The sequence below is a fragment of the Gordoniibacillus kamchatkensis genome, assembly GCF_000829455.1.
GTDB lineage: Bacteria > Bacillota > Bacilli > Paenibacillales > NBRC-103111 > Gordoniibacillus > Gordoniibacillus kamchatkensis.
On sequence record NZ_JXAK01000060.1, the window covers coordinates 15,735 to 38,755 of the forward strand.

Consider the following 23,021-nt stretch of genomic DNA (forward strand, 5'->3'; position numbering starts at 1 on the left):
ATAATGTTGGAAAAAATAAAGGAAATTGTTGATTTATGTAGAATCAGAGTGTATACACGTATATATACGGAGATGAAATAAAGTAAGATGGATGAGATTAAGAATGATTGGATGCTCCAAGAGAATGATCAATATGTACTTGGTATCTTTAATGGTCCAATACCGATGTACTACCCAAATAAGTGGTTGATGGAGATTAATAATTCTGCTAGTTCTCCGGAAACAGCAAGAACATATGCTAGGAATTTAATAAAGTTCTTTCAATATCTAAAAATAATGGATATTGACCTTTCTGATATTACTCGAGAAACTCTAATGAATTTCAATAGTATATTAAAAAAACGAAGTACAGATAAGGATAGTCTGTTCAATAAAGAAAACATTACAGACAATACAAGATATCAAATTTTTAGAACTACGGTTCAGTTTGTTGAATGGTTTATTTCACCATCCGATGATGAACCATTATTTCAAGATGGTAGAAGAGGGCGAAGAAAGAGAAACGGCATCTTAGGTGGAATAACACATGCAGAATTAACATCGGTGAGAGAGAACTTCATTAGGAGGCATAAGAATAAATTACCAAAGAACATTCCGGATACAATTGTCACAGATTTATGGAATTGGATTTATGAAAAGTATAAGAATCAACCAGATTTACTATCAAGAAATAATGCAATAATTGGATTAATGCTTGAAACTGGTGTGAGGGCGGGAGAGCTAGTTTCAATAAAGTTAGATCAAGTAGACCTTCATGAAAGAAAAATAACTGTAAGAATAGATTTGGCAGAATACGAAAGGGTCAGTACATCAAAATCAAGAGGAAGTCTTCAAAAATCAGGTGAAAGGGTAATAATAATCTCTAAAGAGCTAGCTGGTATTTTAAATGATTACATTATCTTGTATCGCCCTACTGCAGCTATCAAAATAGGAAATGGATATTTATTCTGTATCCATCGTAATGGGAAGAATCCTTTAGGCTCACGGATTACACGTAATACGATTGATCATTTATTGAGCTTGATGAATAAAGCCCCTTCAGAAGGTGGAATTGCTGGTATGGAAAAACTACATGCGCATATGTTCCGGCATACATCCGCTACCAATCTATTAAAGTACGGAGCAGATATTCGAACAGCACAAGAGCAGCTTGGACATAGCGATATTAATACTACAAAAGAGTATACCCATCTAGTTCCATCGACCAGGAGAGAAGCGTTAGACAAAGCTAAAGTTGGTAGAATGATAAAAGCAGGGCGTGTAAATAATGAAAAAGACTAGAAAACAAAAAATAACATGTGTTAAAGGCTATGTAGTAGAAACAGACGATCTTACTTGGGAATTCCATATACCTTCAAATTCACGTGGAAGTGCAGGAGAAGTAAACAGGCAATTTATTTATTGGACTGACTTTCCCATAACCCAGCGATCAAAAATTATGGGGATGGCACAATTGATGATGGAAGAGAAGGGTGCAGATAATGCACTAGGCTTTGTACATGGTGTTAGATGGGTGTATAGATTTCTGGCAGAGGAACGTCGGCAGGATTTCGTTTTTAATAAACTTACTGAAACTGAGTGGGGTGGATTTGCGAAATGGCTCGAGGAGCAGATTGGAGGAAATAATGGCGTAAAATTAAAAGATACAACAAGAAGGGGATATTTTGTACATATAAAGAGTGCTATAAGAACAGCAGCTTTCTTAGGTAAATTTGATGTTACATACGAAGATCTTGAGACAATCGAAGCCGCAATGAGAAGGCGATTTCGTGATGCAAATTTGTTAGCTATGTATCGAGCCAGTAAGAGAGCTTTGAATGAAGATGAAACATTAAATTTGTTAGAAATTATTAATGAAGAATGGAATGCGTGGAGAGAATTCAATGCAACAGGGAAAATACCGCTTGAGGGTATGCCGGACCTTTTAGCCATAGCGGCTACTATTCTTTGTTTTGAAGAAACCGTAAGACCGGAAGAATTAAATGTTATGGAAGTCAAACATATTCGAATTGGCGAAGCAGTTGAGATTTTACTTTGCGCCCCCAATAAAGCAGAAGGTTATATCGAGGTAAGTAAAGAAACAGCTCCCATTCTTAAAGAATTGATTGAATATGGTAGTGAAGCTAGGCGAACTCATGGAACGGATAAACTTTTTATTGATGGCGGAAATGTCCTGGGATCGAATCAATTAAATAAACGATTAAGAAAACTATTAAAGAAATATTGGGGTAAATACCCCGTTGATCGTCCGGGTATCCGACTTTCCGATGGAAGGAAGACATTGGGTGCTTACCTTGCATCAACTACTAATGATGAGGAAGTAGTGCGATTAATTCTTAGACATGCTGATGTAGGTACAACCAAAATATATTACGTGCGGCAAGGAAAGGCACAGCTTTCACGAAATATTCGAAATGCTTTAAAAGAATATGCATTGCGATTTTCTAGGGCGTATAACCCTGCGGTGCTAGACCCGATAGCTGAAAGTCGCCCAGAAATAGCTGAAGTGCTAAAAAGAAATCCGGACCATACTAATATCTACGGAGCATGTACTGAGGACAAAGAGGTGGAAGGTGATTGTGAGAAGGGCATACATTGCGGAGATTGCCCTTTATTAATTCCGATGGTCTCAAAACTTAAAAATTTCGAAATAGAAAGAGATCTGTATTTGTCAAAAGTGGCAACTGCTGAGAATGATCGAGATATCGAGCACTTATTAGCACACGCAGGGATGCTTGAGGGACATATTCTTAATATCAAACGAAAGATGAAAATAGCGGGGGTTATTGCTTGATACTGAAAATGGTACCATTGGACTTATTCAAACAGGGTAAAATTGAACCCTTCCCCGAAGCAGGCTTTACGTATGAGGATGATATTTGGAATTTGCACAATTGGAATACTGTCGCTGCAACTGCTGGCGAAAGTCTTCTAAACTTCGAGTCAATAGTTAACTGGCTCAAACCAATTGCAAAAGCATATATTTCATACGGTTGGTTATCTCAGGACTTAAGCATCGGTTGGATGAAGGGACAGCTGACTTCATTAAGAAAATTAACGGAGTACTTCATATGTAATTACCCACAAATAAACCAGCTGATAAATTTAGATCAAAGAGTTGCAGAAGGCTTCGCAGATTATCTTAATGAAAGATACCAAAACCAGATTGCTTATTTAACTGCAAGACATATAGGCAATTTTGGAAAATGGGTTAGAAAACAATACAAATTGCCAATTACATTTAGGCCAGATCACATTGTCAAATTAAAGCGTGAAAAAGATCTTATTGAGGACAAGACGCAAGTTATTCCGATTGACGTTATAGATCAATTTTTCAAGGTTATAGGGACCTATCACCATGAGCTCTGGGAAAAGTGGAAAAACACGCCTCCTAGTAAACGAACAAGAATTACTGAATTACTGTATCTACAGGTTCTAAAAATACTTCTCTGTACACCTCTTCGAATATCACAAGTTTTGTTGTTAGATCGCGATCCATTACGTGATTCAACAAATAATGAAGAACCGGGCGTATGGATCAAATACATAGAGAGTAAATCGCATCAAGGCGAGCAAGAAAAATATGTTCCTTTAGAAATGGCAGATATAGTTCGGGAAGCCATTGAGGCTGCACAAACTGTAACTGAAGAATTTTATCGTAGGAGTGGCAAAAATCATCTATTCCTTACAGATTCGAAAGCGGCAGCATTGGAGGAAGGAATTCGAAATATATCCTCTAAAGCTTTCAGATCATGGCTTAATGGACGGGAAAATGAAGAAGGGGAAGTCGTTAGGGAGGGGTTTATACATAGATTCAATATTAAATACGATGGAGAATATTACCATTTGAGACCTCACCAAACTCGTCACACCTTGGCATCTTTCGTATACAGGGGGGGTGGTGGATTCGGAGATGTTACAAATTACTTGAACCACAGAAACCTCAAAGTTCTAAATAAGCAAACTGGTGTATATGTTCACGGGGAAGAAAGGCATCTCATTGAACTTGATAATGCCCTTGCTGAAGGAAAGTTATTAGGCATTTCAAAGCCGCTATTAGAAAATCGATCAGTATTTGTTGGCGGGATGGCGGATATAGATCAAGCGCATATAAAATCTATGGGAATGTATGTACAGCCAACAAGATATGGATTCTGTACAAGGCCGATGCACAAAGGGCCGTGTCCAAATCCAAGGAAATGTCTTCATAATAGAGAAGTTACTGCTCCTGAACCATGCACGAGCGCGTTAATTACACCTCGTGCGATAGAGGCAATTAACGATGATACCAAGTTTCTAGAAGAACAAACAAAGCTATGGCAAAGTGAGGCTCCGGGGAGTAGGGGGCTAAAAAATGTACTGCTTATGAAAGACTATTATGACGGTATTGCAAATGTATTAATAGGAAAGACTACACCAGAACAAGAATTTGGAAAAGATATTTATAGAACTGACACCGAAATTGAAGTAAGGACAAAGAAGCGCAAAAATAAATCAAAGGATTCTACGGGTATACCGCCTTCAGCAAAAGGAAAGCAATTCAAAGATAAAGTTACTTCAAAAGTTTATGAAATTTATAATAACATGAGAGCAAACAATGACCATATTAATCTGGATGAATTTCTGGATAGAGCCCAAATATCAAAACGGAACTTGAGAATATCGTTCCCTGAGATTTATAAGGCTCTCGCTCTTGATAAAGAAAAACAAGTTGCTTTAGAAAAGAAGGAAAAAGTGAATCAAGCCTATCAAGAATTAGCTATTGCTAAGGAACAACATGTAGAACTCCCGATAACTGTTTTGGCACAAAGATTGGATGTTCAACGGCATCATTTCTACACCATTTTTCCAAAAGATTTGGTTGAAGAATTAGGCACATGGAATGAATCTGTACGCAATATTAATAAGAATAACAATCAGAGAATTCTAAGAGAACAGAAAGAGCGAAATTCGAAAGAACGGGAGCTGGCAAAGCAACGAAGGAACCAAGAAATACTCGAACGAATCGAGAATGAGCTTCAAAACATAGAAAATAGCGGTAAGTTCGTGGCTGTTGAAGATTTTTGCAAAATTATTAATATTGGCCTACTTCTATTCAATACTACGTTTAAAGATTCTAAAAAACGTTTGGATGACTTAAATAGGATTAACTCGAAAAGAGTAGAGAGAATAAAAGCGATGGAAGAGATGTTGTTAACGAAATGGAATGAAATCACTTCATCGAACGAACCAATAACAGTTGTTGAGTTCGCAAATTTTTGTAATGTTTCAAGGGATATATTTTATAAAGACAGTTCGAAGGCTTTTTTTCATTGGGTAGAAAAAATTGAGTCTTACAATATAGACATCATTGAAAGAAAAAAGGGGACAATAATACAAGAATTTAATCAAATGGTCAAGGGTGGGTTGGCGATATCTGTCTATCAGTTATCGAAAAGAAGTGGAATTTCAAGACATTTTATAAATCGGCATTGTACTGAACTATTGGATGAAGTTATTAAAACAAGCGAGGATTAAACACATGCCGAAAAGAATAGTTTCAGGCAAAGATACAAGGCAAAGAATTGAGGAAGAATGGGAGAATATCACAAGTCTCAAAAACCGAAAGATAACAATAACGAGTTTTTGTAAGTCTGTAAATATAACCACGACATCTTTGTATCACAATTACCCGGATTGGGCTGAGAAAATTCGTTTATGGATTGATGAGGGGCGGACCACTCCAAGAAAACAAACACACATGACGAAAAAGAGGTTCTCAGATAGTGATGCTATTCAATTAATTGAAAGACTCAGGAAGGAATTATCGAATACTCAGAAACAACTTACTGAAGTAACGAATCAAAGAGACATTTATAAAAAGAGATCGAAGGATTATGAGGATATGAAAACTGAAAATGATAAACTCCGTGCGTTACTTCAAGGTTTATACGGAACCTTCATAAGAGAACTTGGTCATAAAAAAGCACAGGAGATTTTATCGAAATTTGAACGAAACTTTACAAAATAATAAAGTAAGTACACCGATGACCAAATGGCCTCAGCGATGATTGACTGTTTGGCGCACCGTGGGCACCTACTCGTTTTCGAAGACGAGAGCTACCGGATGAAGCAGGCGCACATGAAAGAGCGGTTAAAAAATTTCCCGCGACGATGATTAGGAATAATGCACGATTTTTTTTGGGGATGACGGCCGTTCAGGTCGGGGATATTGTAGAGGCTGGGATGTTGTCGGGGTATTCGGCTACACGGGGAAAAGCACCGGCTTGTATTTGCACTTTGAATTTTCATCAAGGGCCATCGCGTCGACCGGCTGTGTATATTGGACTGGGAACGTTCGGCTTTTTGAGCATTATAATTGAAGTTGCATCATAAATTGTCAAGTAAATTTTCACTATTTATTTCTCATTGATTTTTAATATCAGTGGCTAAAAGCAGGCTGTTAAAGGGTTTGCGCTTTCCTTGGTAAGTGTTGGTTTAATCATTTATGGTATGGTGTTCTTGGGATAGCCACCTAACTTTAAATCAACATAAGGAGGGCAAGAACAATATGAACATCACGAAAAGCACCAAGAATAGCCGCATCGGTAAAACTTTAATGGGAATCACTCTCAGCCTCTCGATTGCTTTTTCCGGAAGTATGCTACTGGCTTCACAACCGGCCTACGCTGCTGCTTCCAACACCTCCATCGCAGATAGTGTTATCGCAACAGGGAAACAGTATTTAGGAGTTCGTTATCAGTTTGGCGCTCCAGGGGGACGAACCGATGTATTTGATTGTTCCTCATTTACTCAATATGTATTCAAGCAAAACGGCATCAATCTTCCCCGTTCTTCGAGACAGCAGGCTTCTGTAGGTACGACTGTTTCCAAAGATCAATTGCAGCCGGGTGACCTGATTTTCTCAGATACGAATCGAGATGGTGTAATTAATCACGTAGGTATTTACATGGGCGGTGGACAAGTCCTGCATACCTACCGGGTCGGAATAGGGGTTACGATTTCCAATTTCGCAGGCAGCACCTGGGATAGAACCTTTGTTACTGCACGTCGCGTCATTTCAGGTAACGGACAAGCCCCTGTGGCGCCGCCGACTCAACCTGCTGCTAATCAACCGCAACCTGATCAAGTTACTCCAGTGAAAAAACACAAAAAGAGTTCAACTCAATGGAAAGAATCGAGCCGTTGGCAATCTGAAAACCAACAGGGAGAGAACTAAATGCCATTCACAAGCAGAGCCTCGAAAAAGGCTCTGCTTTGCCCTATAATATCTCGCGTGCGGTTACATATCGCTTTAACCAATACGGACTTCTCCATTTTGTAATGGTGACACCGGGAGGCGATTTATACGTATTGATCATCTTGCCGCCTCCGATATCGACGCCAACATGGCCAATCCGATTATCAGAATATCGATCTCTCCTGAAAAAGATCAAATCCCCTGCTTCTATTTCTTTTTGGGTAATCCTTCGACCAACTCGAGCTTGCGAGCTAGAAGTTCTCGGCAATGAAACACCATTTTTTCCAAATATATATTGGGTAAAAGAAGAACAGTCGAATCTTTTGCTTCTCGGATACGGCCCGGCACCGAACTGGTAACGGGTGCCCATCAGGCTTCTACCTAATGCAATAATTGCGGGAGCTTTTTCCGGTTCTTGTTTAATCTTCGCCTTTTCGGATGATTTTACTTGGGGGATTGCATCGAAATCAATCGTAGGGATCGTTACTTTTATGCCTGAAGGAATCGGTTCCTTTAAGTTTTTATTGATAGAGAGAAGCTTTTTTACCGAAGTATTCAGCAATCTGGATAGTTTTTTAACTGTGTCGCCTTTTATTGTGATGATATAGCGTCCGGGTTGCCGTATGAATACACGCTTAGCTTTCCTGTTAACCAAGAAATCGACGTTCAAAAGCCGGTTTACAGAACGGAGACTAATGAAGCGCTCCTTGTTTATCATGATTAGAGGATCAATTCGAAAGGAGACACCTTCTCTTTTTGCGGTTGCACCGTTTTTGGGAATTGTCACAAGCTCCGAGCCATCTGTAATCAACATGCAGTTTGTTCTGTTTCTAAAAATATCATATTCCAATATTTCCATTACATCTTTTAGCGGCAAATAATTCAATGCATTTCTTGTGATTAAGCTGATGTTCGTAAACACTCTTTTTTTTCGTGTGAAAAAATCTTTTTGAAATAAGGTGAGGGTCACGATTAACTTCATGAATGCCATCAGTTGACCTCCTTGTATATTTGAATTATCCGAGAACCAATTGTTTTTATGGAAAATCTCCGTTTTACTGTTGTAGCACCTAATTCCCCTAAAGAACGGGCTTTTATTGGATTTCTTAATAGGCTGTTTATGTCTGACGAAAGTTTTTCGGGAGTGATCGGTGCAATAGCTCCGTGGTCGCCGAAATGACATTGAACCATCTGATTTATATTTTTCTGCTGTACAATACCACAGTACCCTGCAACGCCAGCAGCAACAACCGGTTTTGCGCATGCCATTGCTTCAAGTGCAACGCGTCCCGTTCCTACAACAACATCCGAGACATAATAAGCATGTTGAATATTAGACATCGGAGGACGAATGATGATTGCTGTTCGACCAAGACGACGATTGGCTTTAGCCGCAAGTTGAACCAGATTTGAACGACTAGGCCCGGGACCAACTAGAACGGCTAAAAACTGACGGTTGTATTTAGCGATTCGTTCTGCCGCCAAGACTACATTTCTGGCTATGGGATACTTATCAGACGAGAATCTTCCGGCGTATACAAGTATTTGGGCGGTTTGTGGTAAACGGAGCGCCTTTCTCCAATGGTTTTTATTCGCCGCAGGACGGAACGTTGCTATGTCAATTCCATTAGGGATCATCTGGATTTTGTTCTTAGGAATTTTTTGATTTACCAACCATCTGGTCAGTTTTGGTGAAACCGCAATCAAGCGTTTGGAAGTTCTTGCTGCCGATAACAGGGTGGCCCGACGATGATAAGTGCCATGTATAGTAACAATTAAAGGGATTTTATGCTTTTGAGATAAGGTTACTGCCTGAGCAAATGCCTTTGAATCATGGGCGTGGATCAGGCTGTAACTTTCTTTGGCCATAATCGAAGACAATAAGGATATTCGTTTTAATTTTTTTCCAATCGGCACAATATGAAGCTTAATCCCAGCCTTTTTAAATGAGCTTGCTAGTGGTCCTCCATCAGTTGCAACACCAACCTGAACCCCATGTGCTAATAAACTTTGAGAGAGAGAAAGAATATATTTCTCGGTTCCACCAATATTCAACCGCGATACCAGCATTAATATTTTCATTTTCACCATCCCCGACTCATCTGAATCATACAAGATGGTGTATACTATGAGAATTCTCCATTGGACGGAAGGGCTTAAATTGACTGGTTAACGCCGGCCGTACGCTCTTTGATAACGACACATCTTTTGATATATACGCTTATCCTTCAATGTTTTAAATCCATAAATTGCGGGCTGGGGATTCGCTTCCAAAATCCACGGATGTAGCTTTCGGTCAATGCCGACATCCAGGCCGATCTCTTTAATCTTGGGAAACGTTTTGTTTAACCGAATGGCAGCCTGATACCCTAAGTTTCTCAACTTTCCAGTGTATTCGGTAATGTTCGATACATGCTTTTTTAATAAAAACTCAACCGGCTTGGAACTGCCCCCTTTGCAGACATTCGTTATGATTTTTTTCGGATGACCTAGACGGCCAATGACACCGGTCGTTTCCCATTTTCCCTTGGGATTTTTTTGTACCATGATTCTCAGATCAAAGCGACGACCGCTATGCCGTAATAAATGAATTCCGCGTTGAACAGCGTAAGGACAATTTTTGGTTTTTTTGCTAATGGATTGAATCAAACCATCGAAGGAGTTGAAGGTTCTAGCCGACGTTTCCAGTTGGTATTTATAGCTACCTTGATCCAGCTTTTCCACCCTCATAACACCCTTGCCGCCTGTTCCGCTATTAGGCTTGACATAAACCATGTTGTACTTGTCTAACATTGTCTTTAATACCGACTTACTGTACATCCTTGTCTCGGGAACATTTCGGCGAAGTTCCTCGTTGTGAAGCAAGGATTTGCTTACATTATATTTAGTCGCATAGCCTCCCATATTTCATTCCCACCTTTCGTAGTTCATAACCGTACCAGAATATGTGCCTTGGGGCATTTTGGCTCCGGGCTCCTGTCCGTTTCTTAAACTTAATCTGGATCGTACAGTGGTATATCTGGGGGAGGGGATCAATTTGGATATACAAGAACGGCTTTTAGCGAAGGCCACTAAGTTCAAAACCTCATATTACGTCATCAGAGGTAGCTCAAAAGGGAACACGGTAATGGTAACAGCAGGTGTTCATGGAGATGAGAGGGCAAATATTCTGTCAGCAAAAAAACTTATGAGGATGTTGCAAAATGACATACTCCGCATTAACCAAGGAACGCTAATCATAGTTCCAATCGTTAATCAAAATGCCTATAAGCGGCGTATTAGGGGGATTCCCGATTTGAATCGGACTTTCCCACGTAAACCCAATGAAGCGGCACGTCACCCGCTATCGGCTGCTTTATTTCGGTTAGCGGCGGAATTCCAACCAGCATGGTATATTGATCTACATGAAGCTAGGGGGTTCTCAAAAGTAAACCCAAAGGTTCTTGGACAGACATTGATTGCGAATCCTAAAAGTGGAGCAATACCTTTGGTAAAACAAATTGTAGCTCGCATGAATCGTTCCATTGCCAAAAAATCAACCCATTTTTCCGTTCGTTTGCGTAAATTACCTGGTTCGGGTCGTACTGCCGCGCATCGTTTATTACACTCAAAAGCAATTACCGTGGAAACGAGTTGTAATTTACCTGTTTCTGTTCGAGTGAACTACCAAATAAAAATCTTGCGTAATATCTTAAATGAAGCAGGCTTGATTAAAGACGACGATCTTGTCGGGTCACAACAAAGTAAAGCGGCAACCTTTTAAAGTTACTGCTTTACTGCATTAGGCCATACGTTGATCAAAAATGAGAGCATTTCGTCTGGAAGAAACAAGACGGAAAACATTTGCTAAGTGACAGCGTTCAAGGACGATGCAGAGAATGAGAATCAGGGGATGGCTTCAAGCCACCCCCTGGTCGTTATTCCGGTTTATTCCCTGCATTCGGGTCTGCAACAAAATTTGACTTATAGTCTGTATATTTCAGCTCGGTTACCATGCCGGCAGAAGCATGATGCAGATCATGACAATGGAACATCCAGTTCCCTTCATTATCTGCTTCGAATGCGACAACGTATTCTTCGCCCGGCTTCAAATTCAACGTATCCTTGATGATTGGAGATCCTTCAAGCGGTTTCCCGTTCTTGCTTAGTACTTGAAAGAAGTGCCCGTGCAGGTGCATCGGATGATCGTCGGTTTTCGAGTTATTGACGAGGCGAACCTTGACGGTATCTCCTTTTTTAACGTTTATCGGTTCGGTTTCCGGAAACGTTTTTCCGTTTATCGTATAGACCATTTCGCCATTTTTCATTTCGGTGTTCAAATTCATCGTGTATTCCAACGTATACTTCTGATCTAACGTAAAGTTGGCTTTGCTTGCTTGGCCGTAACGGCTCATGTCGACAGCCGTCAGCTTCTCCGTTTCATTCGCTTTGTCGGAACCGGCGGGAGCCCCTTCATAAGCGATTATGGCTTTCATCCCTTTAACAGCAGCCTTGTCGCCGTGATCCTCGATTAACCATTGGCCCGGATTGTTGGCGACAAATTCAATATCGTAACGCTCTCCTGGAGCAACCCTTACGATATTATCCTTCAGAATACCCGGATTGTTTACAGGTTGCCCATCGGTAGCAATAACTTTGAATTCATGTCCGTGTACATGAATTTGATGAGATAGATAACCCGCATTGATCAAACGGATTCGAACTTTATCTCCCTGCTTAACAGGGAGCTGATCCACGAGCGAACCGGATTTTCCATTTATGGTATACAGATCGTACATACTCATATCGTGTCCCATATTCATCGTACTGTGATCCATGCCGGACATATTGCCATCGGACATGTTCATGCTGGATTTATTGTCTTTGCTATCCGAACTGCCCATATTCATTTTGCTATGATCCATTTCCGACATGTTGCCTCCGGACATATTCATGCCGGCCATTTCCCCGGAGCTCATCCATTCATCGAGGACAAGCGTATAATCACGGTCAACGCCGGTGCCTTCTTTCGGCTCGACGATAAAGGACCCATACAATCCACGATCCAACTGATTTACACTATCCTGATGGGAGTGGTACCAGTAGGTGCCCGGAACATCTGCTTTAAACTCGTACGTAAACGACTGGCCCGGTTGAACCGCGTTTTGCGTTATGCCTGGAATGCCGTCCATAGCGTTTGGTACAGGAACGCCGTGCCAATGAATGGTGACTGGCTCCGGCAACTGGTTCTTCAAGTTGACTTTTATCGTTTCGCCTTGATTTACACGAATTTGCGGGCCAGGAACAGAATTGTTGAATGTCCATACCGGCAAAGTCTTGCCTGGGGCGATTTCCTGATTGCTTACGGATGCAGTCAAATTAATTTCTTTGCCCGTTAAAACAGTTGGCTTTACTGTTTGAGCATCTGACGCCTTCGGAGATTCTTTTGTCCCTTCCATATTCATTTTCGAGTGATCCATTCCATTCATTGAACCGGTACAGCCAGCTAATATAATGGATAAACCTCCGATTATAATCATACTTTTGAGCTTCCAACCAGTCTTCATTGCTTTCATTCCTTTCTGTAATTGAACATCCGATAGATCAATCATAGCCGAAGCCTGTGTAGAACTTTTGAAGAACGGAAGGAGTTCACGGAGACAGTTTTAGTTCTTTATACTTTCGTACACCGACTTGTGAAGGTAGGCATAAGCTGATAAAAATATTAAGCGAGGAGGATTCCTCATGCGTGATTGACGCACATTTCCAGGAATTTGCCCATATTCTGGCGTGCTTTCGTATCGAAAGCCTATAAAGTGCTGAATAATTCGATTTCTTTTACGGATGCAAACCGGGTCCTTTCAACAAAGGGGAGCCGTTTTTTTATATGCGGCCAACTCCAAATTTTTATTTACACAGGTTCTTCATAAACGTGGGTTATACTTAAAACATAAGAATTTCACGGGGGTGCCTTATTATATGAAAGTCATTTTATTCATGATTGGAGATTATCCTGTAAGGGCATACGGCACCATCATAGCAATCGCCATCCTTCTTTCACTTGGAGTTGCCCTGTATCTTGCCAGAGGGTCGGAATATCGCAAGCATCTTTGGGATGTCGTTTTTTATGTGATCTTGGGGGCTATTGTAGGAGCACGCTGTTTTTCGAGGGAGCGTACTATTCGCGGCATCTTCTCGAATCGTTTGCCATTTGGAAGGGTGGATTATCGATCCAAGGAGGGCTCATAGGAGGATTTGCGGCCGGTCTTATTTATTGCTGGCGTAAAAAGATTAATTTCTGGGAATTGGCAGATATCATGGCACCGGCTATTATTTTTGGTCAGGGCGTAGGGAGAATCGCTTGTCTTTTAAATAGGGATGCCTTTGGCTCCCCGACAGGTTCGAATTTTGGGCTTGTCTATCCGCCAGGAACGATTGCGTATGAAACTTACGGTTCTCAGGCATTATGGCCTGCGGAAGTGTGGGAAGGTCAGTGGGACTTTGTTGTCTTTGGGATATTGTTAATTTTGAAAAACCGGTCGTGCCTCGCGGCTTTATATTCCTGTCCTATAACATCCTGTACTCGTTGGGACGTTTTTTTTCTGGAAATGCTTAGGGGGGATACGCCAAGATATTTATTTCATCTGACTGCTGCGCAATGGACAAGCATCATTGTGATTCTTATTTCAATTGGGTTTATCCTGTGGAACGATCTTTCCTCCAGGAAAACCAGAAGCATACAGTGACCAACTTTCTTGTCCGGCAAGAACATTTAGCGGAGGAGACGGGTTCTCCTTTGCCCTTATTCGGAGAGTCGTTATGATCAAAAAAGGGGCTGTCCTATTTCTATACGGGACAGGAATTGTATTTATCATTGCATACAAAGAATTGATCCTTTCGTGGTTGACAAACGGAGATACAGAACGCCTCCCATGGTTGATCGGGATAGCAATCCTTTTGGCCGCGGCCCCAGTTGTCCCTTTTGGAATTGTTGCCGGGATCATGGGCGCTCAATATGGGCCAATCTGGGGCACATTAATCAATGTGGCCAGCTCAACGGTAGCCGGTGCAATTCAATTCCTGGCCGTTCGGGTCTTGTTTCAAGAATGGGGCAGGCATTTCGTCATGAAGTTTGAACGAATGGATCGATTTTTGCTGTTTTTAGAGCGAAATGCGTTCCTAGCTGTTTTAACGGCACGGCTGCTTCCGTTCGTCCCGGCACCGGCCGTCAATGCAGCCGCGGCGATCAGCCAGATGAGCTTCGGCAGTTTCTTTCTTGCTACCTTAATCGGGAAAATCCCGGTGATGGTTATGTTTTCAGTCATAGGGGGCCAGTTGTTTTTTAGTTTGTCCCAAGTTGCATGGACGTTAGTTATGTACGTTCTTTTTCTAATAGCTATCTATGCTTGCTATCGCTGGTATCACATGACGAAATTTTCGCAACAACAGGAATCGGATACGGAATGTATAACCAAACAAGAAGGGGAAAATGGATAAAGGGGCATCTCCTTTTCCTTTGGTATCAACATTTTGGTTTGGAACGACTTGAATATATGTTTGATTTGGAGGTTGATTATGAAAACCGTATTAGTCGTTGATGATGAATCGAAAATTCGGGATGTGGTTGTATCCTACTTGAAAAAAGAAGGTTTTCAGACCGTTGAAGCCGAAACGGGCAGCGAGGCCATTCAGCACGTGCAAAACGAATCGATTGATTTCGTCATTCTGGACCTTATGCTTCCGGATATGGAGGGCGAGCAGGTTTGCCAAGCGATTCGTCAAATCCATTCTGTTCCGATTTTGATGCTTACCGCCAAGGTTTCCGAGAACAATCGGATTGAGGGGTTAGCTATGGGGGCCGATGATTACTTGATCAAGCCCTTTGACCCACGCGAAGTAGTGGCTCGGGTCCGGGCGATCTTGCGGCGTACGGACGAGTATCATTTGCTTGCGGACCGCCTGGCCTTTAATCAAGGGGAACTTATCATTGATTCGTTAAAGCAGCAAGTATTCCGCGACAGCCAACCGGTGAGCATGACCCCGAATGAATATAAGCTGCTGCTTGTCCTGGCCAAGCATCCGCAGCGTCACTTTTCACGAGACGAGCTTGTGGAACGCGTGCTTGGTTATGATTTTGACGGTGATAGCCGAACGATCGATCAGCATGTAAAAAATATCCGGCAAAAAATAGAGGGCGACCCCAAGTCTCCAAAATATATTGTGACGGTGTATGGAACCGGCTATCGGTTTGCAGGAGGAACAGCATGAATAAGCGTCTGCATACCCGTTTGGCTCTGATTATTATAGGGATTGCTGCTGGCATTGTCCTGATTTCAACAATTAGCGTCATTTTGACGACACACTATCATTTCTCCTTGTATCAAGCGCAAGCCGGTATGACGCACGAATTGCCCGAACTGAATTATCATTTGGAACAAGCGATGATGCAAACGATCATCTGGACGTGTTTCGTTGCGATTGTACTTGCCGTATTTCTCGGTTTTTATGTGGCCAAACGAATTTCGGCTCCTCTCATTCATATGACACGAGTCGCGGAACGCATGACGGACGGGGAATGGAGTGCGAGAGTGGACATTCAAGGGAAAGATGAGCTTGCAGACTTGGGCGCATCGCTAAATACGCTGGCGGAGCAGTTGCAGCAGCATGAGCAATTGCGCGTCACGATGACCGAAGACATCGCGCATGAGCTGCGAACCCCTTTGTCTACGCTCAAAAGCCATATGCGCGCCCTGGAAGACGGGATTTGGGAGCCTACACCGGAGCGTATCCATTCCTGCTATGAAGAAATCGAACGATTGACGCAGCTTGTGGCCGAATTGGAAGACCTGACGCATGTAGAGTCGCCGGGTTTTCGATTGTTGCGAAAAGAAGAATCATTGGCGGCCATCATCGAGAGAGGTGAAGAACTGGTTACTGCTGCCTATCGTGAAAAGAACGTTCATCTACGGTGTTCCGTAAGCCCTCATATTCATGTTTTTGTCGATCATGATCGCATGATTCAGGTGCTTGTGAATTTGCTTAGCAATGCTCTGAAATTTACTCCTGAACACGGAGAAGTGCGAATTGAGGGGAGTGAAGACAGCGGACATGTTTGGATCCGAGTTCAAGACACGGGAACGGGAATCCCACAGGAGGACTTGCCCTATGTGTTCGAGCGATTTTACCGGGCGGATAAGTCCCGCAATCGGAAGACCGGCGGCAGCGGCCTGGGGTTAACCATCGTCAAGGAGTTGGTTGCAGCCCACGGCGGGGAAATTTCGGCCGAGAACCGGGAAGGTGCCGCCTTTACAATTCGGCTTCCCAAAAGACAGTAGAGCGTTCTACATCGAATCTTCAAAAGTATCGATTACACTTTACATGACTTGCATTTTTATCGAATGGTTTGGACATACATGGGGACACTGGAATCAGGTCTCTTTTTTAGAGATGGGGGTAATTTTTTGAAAAAGATGACGATGCTTGTACTAGCGGCAGTACTCTTGATCGGGACCACGGCATGTTCGAAAAAGGCAGAGCAAGGGCCGAATTCCAATGCGAGTAACACTTTTATGCACCTACATGGCCTTGGTTACTCCGCAGACGGAAAACGGCTTTTCATTCCCGTTCACAACGGACTACAGGTATATGCGGACGGTTCATGGAATGAAGGTCCGGGGGAGAAGCACGATTATATGGGGTTCACTGCCGTAGATGACGGATTTTACAGCAGCGGTCATCCAGCACCGGGTTCGAAGTATAAAAATCCATTAGGACTTGTGAAAAGTACGAATGACGGGAAAACTGTCTCGGTTATTAGTCTTGAGGGGGAGGTCGATCTACACGGTATGACAGCCGGTTTTCGTTCGCATACGCTATACGTGACGAACCCGGAACCTAACTCCAAAATGAAACAGGCAGGGCTGTTTTATAGCAAGGATAAAGGGGAAACCTGGACAAACAGTCCTGCAACCGGCCTCCAAGGGCAGATGACAGCAATCGCAGCTCACCCTTATGATGCATCGATCGCTGCTGTCGGCACGACAACAGGTACCTATCTATCGAGGGATTACGGTCAGAGGTTTACCTCATTGGTTCCGGAACAACCGGTTTCGGCCCTTACCTTCACGGATTCCGGTAACGTACTGGCAGCTACCTCCGGTCCCAATGCTTCACTGCTTGAGATCAATATAGAGAGTAAAGAATCGTTGGCTATTAAGATGCCAAGCAAGGATACGATCACCTATGTTGTCCAGAATCCGACGGATCCGAAAGAGCTGGTCCTCACAACGGAGCCCAAAGATGTCTATCTTTCTACCGATCGCGGCGCTACTTGGATAAAAATTGCAGAGAAAGGTAAAACTATCAACCGAAAATAGGAGGGTTATAAGAATGAAAAAAGGCTTGAAAGTCGGTATCATTTCGGCGGCTGCTGCATTGGCCCTGACCGGATGCTTTAACAAATCCAATTCTTCCTCACCACACGATATGAACAACATGGGTCAGCAAACCGGTTCGGCACAAAGCCCGACTAGTGAGGTATCCATGCCGTGGATTGCCTCAAAAAACACGACGCGCATTAACACAAGTGACCCGACGGAAGCTGCGGTGCTGGTTTCGAAAACGCTGTGGATGGCCACCAGTGATGCAGATCGTCCCGGCGGCGTCATTCTGGCAAACCCGAAAGATTGGCAGACGACCCTGGTCAGTGCAGATTTGATTCATCACCCGAACAACGGTCCAGTTCTGTTTGTGAATAAAGACAGTGTACCGGATGTAACGCTTAACGAATTGAAAAGACTAAAACCGATGGGGACGGACATGAATAAAGGAACCCAGGTTATATTGGTCGGGGATCTTGATCCCAAGGTAGAGGAACAGGTAAAAGCGCTTGGCTACAAGACGGACAAGATCGCAGGAGGCAGCCCGGCAGCCGTAGCCAAAGCTGTAGATGCTTATTACACCACTGTCGCGAAGGAAAATCCGCCTTCGGTCATCATTGGTTCAATGGACAGCGAAGAATATACGATGCCAGCAGTGAATTGGATTGCTCATATGCCGGAGCCGCTGCTTTATGTTAAAAAGGATGAGGTTCCGCAAGAAACCGTGGATGCTTTAAAGACACGGGGCGGAATAGCCAATATTTATTTGCTCGGGCCAGAATCGGTTATTTCGGCCAAAGTTCAAGAACAATTAGGTCAGTACGGGAAAGTGGTTCGTATTTCAGGCAATGACCCATATGCGAATGCCGTTGCCTTCGCGAAATATAAAGATTCCGAAACCGGTTTTGGCTGGGGAATTACAACACCGGGTCATAACTTTTCGTTCGTCAATAAAGATTCCGCAGCCTTGGCACTCGCGGCGGCTCCATTTTCGCATTTAGGCAAACATGCACCGCTTCTCTGGACGGATAAAGACAAGATGCCGGAAACTGTTATGTCCTATGTCATGACGGTTCAACCGAAATATAAAAAGGAACCAACGGAAGGGCCGTACAATCATGCTTGGTTAACGGGTAGTGAAAATTCGTTGACCCCCTCGACGCAAGGGGAGATCGATTCCATGCTGGAGATCGTATCGGAGACCGGAGAAGGCCATGGCGGACATGGCAGCGGCAATACGAAGACGGAACCATTACCTAAACCAAGTGAGGGTGACAATATGACGAATATGCCGGGCATGAAGCATTGATGATACGGCCGAACTCAATTTCCAAATGAAAGCAGATGTCTGGTGATGCTGGGGAATTACGAATGGTCGTGGGCTATGATGCTGTTTTGCGTGTTGTTTCTAGCTTATGCTTTTAGGTCCGCTTATATAGCGGTCAGGCTAAATTTAAGAAAAACCCGTTTGTAAGTGTATCAAATCAGCTCGATTGGGTAAAACATAACAAGTACATTATTTGGAATGGAGGGCAAAACCCATGTCACATGAGCAATTTCAACATTGCATTGATGAATGCATAAAATGTATGCTGGCATGCAATCACTGTTACGACGCTTGCTTCAATGAAGATCACCTTGCGATGATGAAAGAATGTATTCGGTTGGATCGAGAGTGCGCCGACATTTGTGCTTTTGCTGCGCAAGCGATGTCTCATAACAATTCCTACGCGAAAGAGCTTTGTCGAATTTGCGCCGATGTTTGCGAAGCATGCGGGAATGAGTGCAAAAAGTATGAACATGAGCACTGTCAGCGCTGTGCTGAAGCTTGTTTTTCCTGCGCGAAGGCTTGCAGAGCTATGGCGGGCTAAAAACTATAACCAAACAGGGCTATCCCAAAAGCCATTTATCACGGCTAAGGGATCAGCCTTTTTTCTTGTTTCTATAATACTAAAAGAAACCAAAATTTGGATATCCGGTGTTTCTTTGAAGAAAAAAGCTACAACTTTAGTTGGCGAATACCTTTCCGAATAACCCTTCAGATAACCTCATATGAATTAGAATCCATCTCTATGCGAAGGAGGTTAAGATGAACCTTTACGATCCGAAGCGGATAACCCGGTCCATTATTCCAGAAAATCAGGAGTACCCTATACTTTCTCTCACTGAACATGTAACGCCCGAGTCCCTTTATTACGTCCGAAATCACTTTCCATATACAGCCGCCCCATCCCCTGCATGGGGCCTCAAGATTGAAGGACTCGTCCAACAGCCTCGAAGGTTGCAGTATCAAGATCTGATGCGTATGTCCCAGTCCACTTTGCCTGTGACGATGGAATGTTCGGGCAACAAAAGAGAGTATTTTTATCCAACAGCCCGCGGCGAACAGTGGGAGCAGGGAGCTGTCAGCCATGCCGTCTGGACGGGAGTTCCACTGAGAGAGCTTTTAATAGCCGCTGGTTTGTCAGACCAAGCAACACATGTTGTTTTTGAAGGTATGGATACGGGGGAACGTACCGATTTGCCCGGTACTTTTGTTTATGCAAGAAGCCTTCCAATAGATAACGCCTTGCACCCTGATACCATCGTAGCGCTGTTGATGAATGGAAAGCCGATTCCTTATAAGCACGGCTATCCGGCTCGTTTAATTGTTCCGGGATGGTATGGTATGGCTTCCGTCAAATGGCTGCATCGTATTACAGTTACGAACCGTCCCTTTCTAGGCCCTTACCAAACGGTCGATTATGTCATTTATCCTGCAGACCCGCAAGAAATACCTAGGCAGGTAACGGTCATGAAAGTAAATTCGGTGATTTCACAACCGACGGATCAGGCAGTTAAGGGAAGAGGCGTCCATTATATTTGGGGGACGGCATGGTCAGGTCATGGTCCAGTGATCCAAATGAATGTAAGCGCGGACGACGGCCATACCTGGACACCGGCTGAATGGCTTGACCCGGAAGAGTCCTATAGCTGGAGGCGCTGGAGATGGGAATGGTCTGTTCGAAACCCGGCATGTATTCCATTATGGCGAGGGCCGTCGATGCCAGCGGCAATATGCAACCGAAGGTAGCGGAATGGAATGTAAAGGGCTACGAAAACAACGCCATCCCTCACATTCATGTATATATTGAATAAGAATTGATGCACTTTTTGATAAAATGATGGTTTAGGGGGCATGCTTAATGATTGTCACTCCTGACGTTCCGGATCTCCCCTATAAGTGGGTCGAAGGAAGAAAGTATTTTGAATTAATAGCTGAACCGGTAGAGAGGGAACTATTATCCGGAATAATAATGAAAGGATGGGGGTATAACAGCTCGATTCCAGGCCCCACTATTCGAGTCCAGTCCGGGGAATGGGTTACCATTCGGGTCATTAACCGGCTTCCGGATTCAACAAGCGTACATTGGCATGGGCTGGATATTCCAAATGTCATGGATGGCGTACCGGGTGTTGAACCATCGCCAAAAATAGAACCCGGTCAATATTTTGATTACACGTTTCAAGTGACAAACCCGCCGGGCACTCATATGTATCATACGCATTTCCATACCGTGATTCAGGAAATGATGGGACTTGGAGGAGGCTTTATTATTGAAAACTCGAATGAGAGCAGTGTTCATCGGGATTATTTCATTATGTTGCAGGAGTTTCACTTAAAAAATCTACCTAAGGGTGAAATGCACAAAGGGGTTTTCGAGTTAGATCCCATCGCGGAGAATTTTAATTTTTTTACTATGAATGGACGTTGTTATCCTCATACGAGCCCATTGGCAGTCAGATATGGAGAAACGATTCGCATACGTCTGGGCAACGTGGGAATGAATGCCCATCCTATTCATCTTCATGGTCATCAATTTCTGGTAGCGGCGGCAGATGGTAATGAAATTCAATGGTCTGCAAGGGAAATTCGCAATACAATAGAGGTACCGAGCGGCGTGACTTACGACATCGTCTTTAAAGCGAATAATCCGGGAATTTGGCCTTTTCATTGCCATATGCCGCATCACATTTCAAATAATTTTACCAAACCTGTCGGCGGGATGTTCACCACGGTTACCTATATTAAATAAGCTGAGTCTCGCGAATTGTTTACTCTGTCCCTCAGAACGGCAGTTCTTAGCATGAAACGTAAAATAGCGGTTAGGTCGGCAGCATAAGATGTCGTAAAATTTAAAAAAGGGATCGGTTGGCGCAAAATCAAAATGAGGATACGCGAAAAATGAAGGCCGAATGTTCAGCATAAGAAATAATATTGACAGAGTGTTGCCTGGACATATAAACTAAAAAAAAGCTTATACGGCGATGGAGTTCGCCTTTAACCGCCTTTTTGCTAATGACTCCTACCAGTTTATTTGTGCTGGTAGGGGTTTTTTTGTTTTTATTCAGACTTTGAAGGAGCGAGTGATTTGAAAAGATTCCTTAAAGGATGTGTGCTTACATCGCGGAGGTACTCTGAAAGATGGATTCATGTCGGAATTGTAGGCTTCCTGCTTAAATGGATTGTTTTAGGCGGAATTGTGGGCGTACTTACTGGTTCAGCCTCAGCTTTCTTTTTGGCTAGTTTGGATTGGGCTACAAATACACGCACATCTCATTCCTGGTTAGTGTGGCTTCTGCCTATTGGTGGTGCTGTCGTTAGCTATCTGTATTTGAATTTCGGCAAGGATTCGTCTAAGGGGAATAACCTAATCCTTGAACAAATTCATGAAGGAAATGGGGCTATTCCCTTCCGTATGGGTCCCCTCGTTCTGTTCGGTACGATTGTAACGCATCTATTTGGCGGTTCCGCAGGTCGTGAAGGAACGGCTGTTCAGATGGGAGGGAGTTTGTCCGAATGGGTTGGAAAGGTTTTACGGTTAAATCCGACTGATCGAAAAATCATTCTGATGTGCGGAATAAGCAGTGGCTTTGGTTCCGTCTTTGGAACTCCTTTAGCTGGTACCATCTTTGGTCTAGAGGTTTTAGTTATTGGTTTGATCCGATATGAGGCTCTTGTCCCTTGCTTTATTGCAAGCTTTCTCGGTGATAAGGTTACGACAGGCTTCCTCCGGAAATCAAAAATGACCTAGATGTGATGTATTCGGGATGTATTTCCGGGGCTTCCTCCGTTGATGAAGTAAAAGCTATGTTAACCCAAAGCGGATTTACGAATGTGATCCTGGAGCCAAAGGATGAATCAAAAACATTTATCAAAGATTGGGTGCCGGGATCGAACGTGCAAAACTACGTTGCTTCGGCTGTGATTAAAGCCGTTAAACCATAACAGTTAACAAAAGCTTTGATTAACATAAGGCTCTGCAATTTGCAGGAGCCTTATGTTAGTGCGCCACGCATGGCGATTAACTAGGCGGTGAAAGTCCGCTGTGGGGGCTTGTAGTGGCCAACCACTAGCCAAGAGCAAGGGTGTCCATCGTGAG

The 23,021-nt window shown here is 43.1% G+C and carries 23 protein-coding genes, 2 pseudogenes and 1 riboswitch; of the genes and pseudogenes, 21 read left to right on the forward strand and 4 right to left on the reverse strand.

The features are described 5' to 3' along the window. Positions 1-87: 87 nt before the first annotated feature. The 6 genes from SD70_RS39475 to SD70_RS26225 all read left to right on the forward strand — a co-directional run bounded on the left by SD70_RS39475 (position 88) and on the right by SD70_RS26225 (position 7,219). A complete protein-coding gene (locus SD70_RS39475) occupies positions 88-1,281 on the forward strand; it encodes a tyrosine-type recombinase/integrase (protein WP_041051125.1) in 1,194 nt (397 codons plus the stop codon). Next, positions 1,268-2,794 (forward strand): tyrosine-type recombinase/integrase, encoded by a 1,527-nt coding sequence (locus SD70_RS26210; protein ID WP_041051127.1) that lies wholly within the window; start codon positions 1,268-1,270, stop codon positions 2,792-2,794. Before SD70_RS39475 ends, SD70_RS26210 begins: the two co-directional genes overlap by 14 nt. Continuing rightward, positions 2,791-5,517 carry a tyrosine-type recombinase/integrase gene (locus SD70_RS26215; protein WP_041051128.1) on the forward strand — a complete coding sequence of 909 codons (2,727 nt, stop codon included), beginning with the start codon at positions 2,791-2,793 and terminating at the stop codon, positions 5,515-5,517. The genes SD70_RS26210 and SD70_RS26215 overlap by 4 nt, the downstream gene beginning before the upstream one ends. A gap of 4 nt (positions 5,518-5,521) precedes the next feature. Continuing rightward, the gene (locus tag SD70_RS37205; protein ID WP_041051130.1) at positions 5,522-6,010 is read left to right on the forward strand and encodes a hypothetical protein; all 489 of its coding nucleotides are present in this window, start codon (positions 5,522-5,524) and stop codon (positions 6,008-6,010) included. Between the two features lie 24 nt (positions 6,011-6,034). Next, positions 6,035-6,157, forward strand: a complete 123-nt coding sequence (locus tag SD70_RS40520; RefSeq protein ID WP_394298024.1) for a hypothetical protein — start codon at positions 6,035-6,037, stop codon at positions 6,155-6,157. Positions 6,158-6,550: 393 nt separating this feature from the next. Further along, on the forward strand, positions 6,551-7,219 hold the full coding sequence (locus SD70_RS26225) for a C40 family peptidase (protein ID WP_052487898.1): 669 nt from the start codon (positions 6,551-6,553) through the stop codon (positions 7,217-7,219). A 43-nt stretch (positions 7,220-7,262) separates the two neighbouring features. Here the strand turns inward: SD70_RS26225 and SD70_RS26230 are convergent, their stop codons facing one another. The 3 genes from SD70_RS26230 to SD70_RS26240 all read right to left on the reverse strand — a co-directional run bounded on the left by SD70_RS26230 (position 7,263) and on the right by SD70_RS26240 (position 10,144). Then, on the reverse strand, positions 7,263-8,231 hold the full coding sequence (locus tag SD70_RS26230) for a C40 family peptidase (RefSeq protein WP_041051132.1): 969 nt from the start codon (positions 8,229-8,231) through the stop codon (positions 7,263-7,265). Continuing rightward, positions 8,231-9,322: a glycosyltransferase gene (locus tag SD70_RS26235; RefSeq protein ID WP_041051133.1), complete on the reverse strand. Its 1,092-nt coding sequence runs from the start codon at positions 9,320-9,322 to the stop codon at positions 8,231-8,233. The genes SD70_RS26230 and SD70_RS26235 overlap by 1 nt, the downstream gene beginning before the upstream one ends. Positions 9,323-9,409: 87 nt before the next feature. After that, the gene (locus tag SD70_RS26240; protein ID WP_041051135.1) at positions 9,410-10,144 is read right to left on the reverse strand and encodes a YheC/YheD family protein; all 735 of its coding nucleotides are present in this window, start codon (positions 10,142-10,144) and stop codon (positions 9,410-9,412) included. A 133-nt stretch (positions 10,145-10,277) separates the two neighbouring features. Between SD70_RS26240 and SD70_RS26245 the strand changes: the two genes are divergently transcribed. After that, a complete protein-coding gene (locus SD70_RS26245) occupies positions 10,278-11,003 on the forward strand; it encodes a succinylglutamate desuccinylase/aspartoacylase domain-containing protein (RefSeq protein ID WP_041051137.1) in 726 nt (241 codons plus the stop codon). A gap of 154 nt (positions 11,004-11,157) precedes the next feature. Here the strand turns inward: SD70_RS26245 and SD70_RS26250 are convergent, their stop codons facing one another. Next, positions 11,158-12,786 (reverse strand): multicopper oxidase family protein, encoded by a 1,629-nt coding sequence (locus SD70_RS26250; protein WP_082053668.1) that lies wholly within the window; start codon positions 12,784-12,786, stop codon positions 11,158-11,160. A gap of 412 nt (positions 12,787-13,198) precedes the next feature. On the opposite strand from SD70_RS26250, the gene SD70_RS38665 reads away from it, so the two are divergent. The 14 genes and pseudogenes from SD70_RS38665 to arsM form a co-directional block, all read left to right on the forward strand. Further along, positions 13,199-13,468, forward strand: coding sequence for a prolipoprotein diacylglyceryl transferase family protein (locus SD70_RS38665; protein WP_231571550.1), 270 nt, complete (start codon positions 13,199-13,201; stop codon positions 13,466-13,468). Then, positions 13,450-13,965, forward strand: coding sequence for a prolipoprotein diacylglyceryl transferase (locus tag SD70_RS40525; protein WP_394298025.1), 516 nt, complete (start codon positions 13,450-13,452; stop codon positions 13,963-13,965). Before SD70_RS38665 ends, SD70_RS40525 begins: the two co-directional genes overlap by 19 nt. 73 nt (positions 13,966-14,038) lie before the next feature. Continuing rightward, a complete protein-coding gene (locus tag SD70_RS26260) occupies positions 14,039-14,716 on the forward strand; it encodes a TVP38/TMEM64 family protein (protein ID WP_052487899.1) in 678 nt (225 codons plus the stop codon). Positions 14,717-14,794: 78 nt separating this feature from the next. Then, positions 14,795-15,487 carry a response regulator transcription factor gene (locus SD70_RS26265; RefSeq protein ID WP_041051140.1) on the forward strand — a complete coding sequence of 231 codons (693 nt, stop codon included), beginning with the start codon at positions 14,795-14,797 and terminating at the stop codon, positions 15,485-15,487. Further along, a complete protein-coding gene (locus SD70_RS26270) occupies positions 15,484-16,554 on the forward strand; it encodes a sensor histidine kinase (protein WP_041051142.1) in 1,071 nt (356 codons plus the stop codon). Before SD70_RS26265 ends, SD70_RS26270 begins: the two co-directional genes overlap by 4 nt. A 135-nt stretch (positions 16,555-16,689) precedes the next feature. Continuing rightward, entirely contained in the window at positions 16,690-17,595 is a 906-nt protein-coding gene (locus tag SD70_RS26275; protein WP_231571553.1) for a F510_1955 family glycosylhydrolase, read from the forward strand. 13 nt (positions 17,596-17,608) lie between these two features. Continuing rightward, a complete protein-coding gene (locus SD70_RS26280; protein ID WP_052487901.1) occupies positions 17,609-18,907 on the forward strand; it encodes a cell wall-binding repeat-containing protein in 1,299 nt (432 codons plus the stop codon). Between the two features lie 232 nt (positions 18,908-19,139). Next, the gene (locus tag SD70_RS35350; RefSeq protein ID WP_082053669.1) at positions 19,140-19,469 is read left to right on the forward strand and encodes a four-helix bundle copper-binding protein; all 330 of its coding nucleotides are present in this window, start codon (positions 19,140-19,142) and stop codon (positions 19,467-19,469) included. Beyond that, entirely contained in the window at positions 19,393-19,632 is a 240-nt protein-coding gene (locus tag SD70_RS37210; protein ID WP_197081196.1) for a hypothetical protein, read from the forward strand. Before SD70_RS35350 ends, SD70_RS37210 begins: the two co-directional genes overlap by 77 nt. Positions 19,633-19,687: 55 nt before the next feature. Beyond that, on the forward strand, positions 19,688-20,671 hold the full coding sequence (locus tag SD70_RS35355; protein WP_082053670.1) for a sulfite oxidase: 984 nt from the start codon (positions 19,688-19,690) through the stop codon (positions 20,669-20,671). Next, positions 20,656-20,736: a hypothetical protein gene (locus SD70_RS40530; protein WP_394298026.1), complete on the forward strand. Its 81-nt coding sequence runs from the start codon at positions 20,656-20,658 to the stop codon at positions 20,734-20,736. Before SD70_RS35355 ends, SD70_RS40530 begins: the two co-directional genes overlap by 16 nt. Positions 20,737-20,783: 47 nt before the next feature. Next, positions 20,784-21,674, forward strand: coding sequence for a multicopper oxidase family protein (locus SD70_RS26295; RefSeq protein WP_041051145.1), 891 nt, complete (start codon positions 20,784-20,786; stop codon positions 21,672-21,674). Between the two features lie 219 nt (positions 21,675-21,893). Further along, a riboswitch (Fluoride riboswitch) is annotated at positions 21,894-21,954 on the forward strand. A gap of 80 nt (positions 21,955-22,034) precedes the next feature. Continuing rightward, positions 22,035-22,643, forward strand: a pseudogene (locus tag SD70_RS26300) (chloride channel protein); the annotation flags it as partial. A 2-nt stretch (positions 22,644-22,645) separates the two neighbouring features. Then, positions 22,646-22,867, forward strand: a pseudogene (gene arsM, locus SD70_RS38670) (arsenite methyltransferase); the annotation flags it as partial. Positions 22,868-23,021 lie beyond the last annotated feature (154 nt).

Excerpts from the sequence above, each read along its gene's own strand:
- SD70_RS35350 (WP_082053669.1), top strand. The coding sequence starts at position 19,140 with ATGTCACATGAGCAATTTCAACATTGCATTGATGAATGCATAAAATGT.
- SD70_RS26265 (WP_041051140.1), top strand. The coding sequence starts at position 14,795 with ATGAAAACCGTATTAGTCGTTGATGATGAATCGAAAATTCGGGATGTG.
- SD70_RS26225 (WP_052487898.1), top strand. The coding sequence starts at position 6,551 with ATGAACATCACGAAAAGCACCAAGAATAGCCGCATCGGTAAAACTTTA.
- SD70_RS26230 (WP_041051132.1), bottom strand. The coding sequence starts at position 8,231 with ATGGCATTCATGAAGTTAATCGTGACCCTCACCTTATTTCAAAAAGAT.
- SD70_RS26250 (WP_082053668.1), bottom strand. The coding sequence starts at position 12,786 with ATGAAGACTGGTTGGAAGCTCAAAAGTATGATTATAATCGGAGGTTTA.
- SD70_RS26280 (WP_052487901.1), top strand. The coding sequence starts at position 17,609 with ATGAAAAAAGGCTTGAAAGTCGGTATCATTTCGGCGGCTGCTGCATTG.
- SD70_RS26260 (WP_052487899.1), top strand. The coding sequence starts at position 14,039 with ATGATCAAAAAAGGGGCTGTCCTATTTCTATACGGGACAGGAATTGTA.
- SD70_RS26210 (WP_041051127.1), top strand. The coding sequence starts at position 1,268 with ATGAAAAAGACTAGAAAACAAAAAATAACATGTGTTAAAGGCTATGTA.
- SD70_RS37210 (WP_197081196.1), top strand. The coding sequence starts at position 19,393 with ATGAACATGAGCACTGTCAGCGCTGTGCTGAAGCTTGTTTTTCCTGCG.
- SD70_RS26275 (WP_231571553.1), top strand. The coding sequence starts at position 16,690 with ATGACGATGCTTGTACTAGCGGCAGTACTCTTGATCGGGACCACGGCA.
- SD70_RS40530 (WP_394298026.1), top strand. The coding sequence starts at position 20,656 with ATGCAACCGAAGGTAGCGGAATGGAATGTAAAGGGCTACGAAAACAAC.
- SD70_RS26235 (WP_041051133.1), bottom strand. The coding sequence starts at position 9,322 with ATGAAAATATTAATGCTGGTATCGCGGTTGAATATTGGTGGAACCGAG.
- SD70_RS26270 (WP_041051142.1), top strand. The coding sequence starts at position 15,484 with ATGAATAAGCGTCTGCATACCCGTTTGGCTCTGATTATTATAGGGATT.
- SD70_RS26240 (WP_041051135.1), bottom strand. The coding sequence starts at position 10,144 with ATGGGAGGCTATGCGACTAAATATAATGTAAGCAAATCCTTGCTTCAC.
- SD70_RS38665 (WP_231571550.1), top strand. The coding sequence starts at position 13,199 with ATGAAAGTCATTTTATTCATGATTGGAGATTATCCTGTAAGGGCATAC.
- SD70_RS35355 (WP_082053670.1), top strand. The coding sequence starts at position 19,688 with ATGAACCTTTACGATCCGAAGCGGATAACCCGGTCCATTATTCCAGAA.
- SD70_RS40520 (WP_394298024.1), top strand. The coding sequence starts at position 6,035 with ATGGCCTCAGCGATGATTGACTGTTTGGCGCACCGTGGGCACCTACTC.
- SD70_RS39475 (WP_041051125.1), top strand. The coding sequence starts at position 88 with ATGGATGAGATTAAGAATGATTGGATGCTCCAAGAGAATGATCAATAT.
- SD70_RS26295 (WP_041051145.1), top strand. The coding sequence starts at position 20,784 with ATGATTGTCACTCCTGACGTTCCGGATCTCCCCTATAAGTGGGTCGAA.
- SD70_RS37205 (WP_041051130.1), top strand. The coding sequence starts at position 5,522 with ATGCCGAAAAGAATAGTTTCAGGCAAAGATACAAGGCAAAGAATTGAG.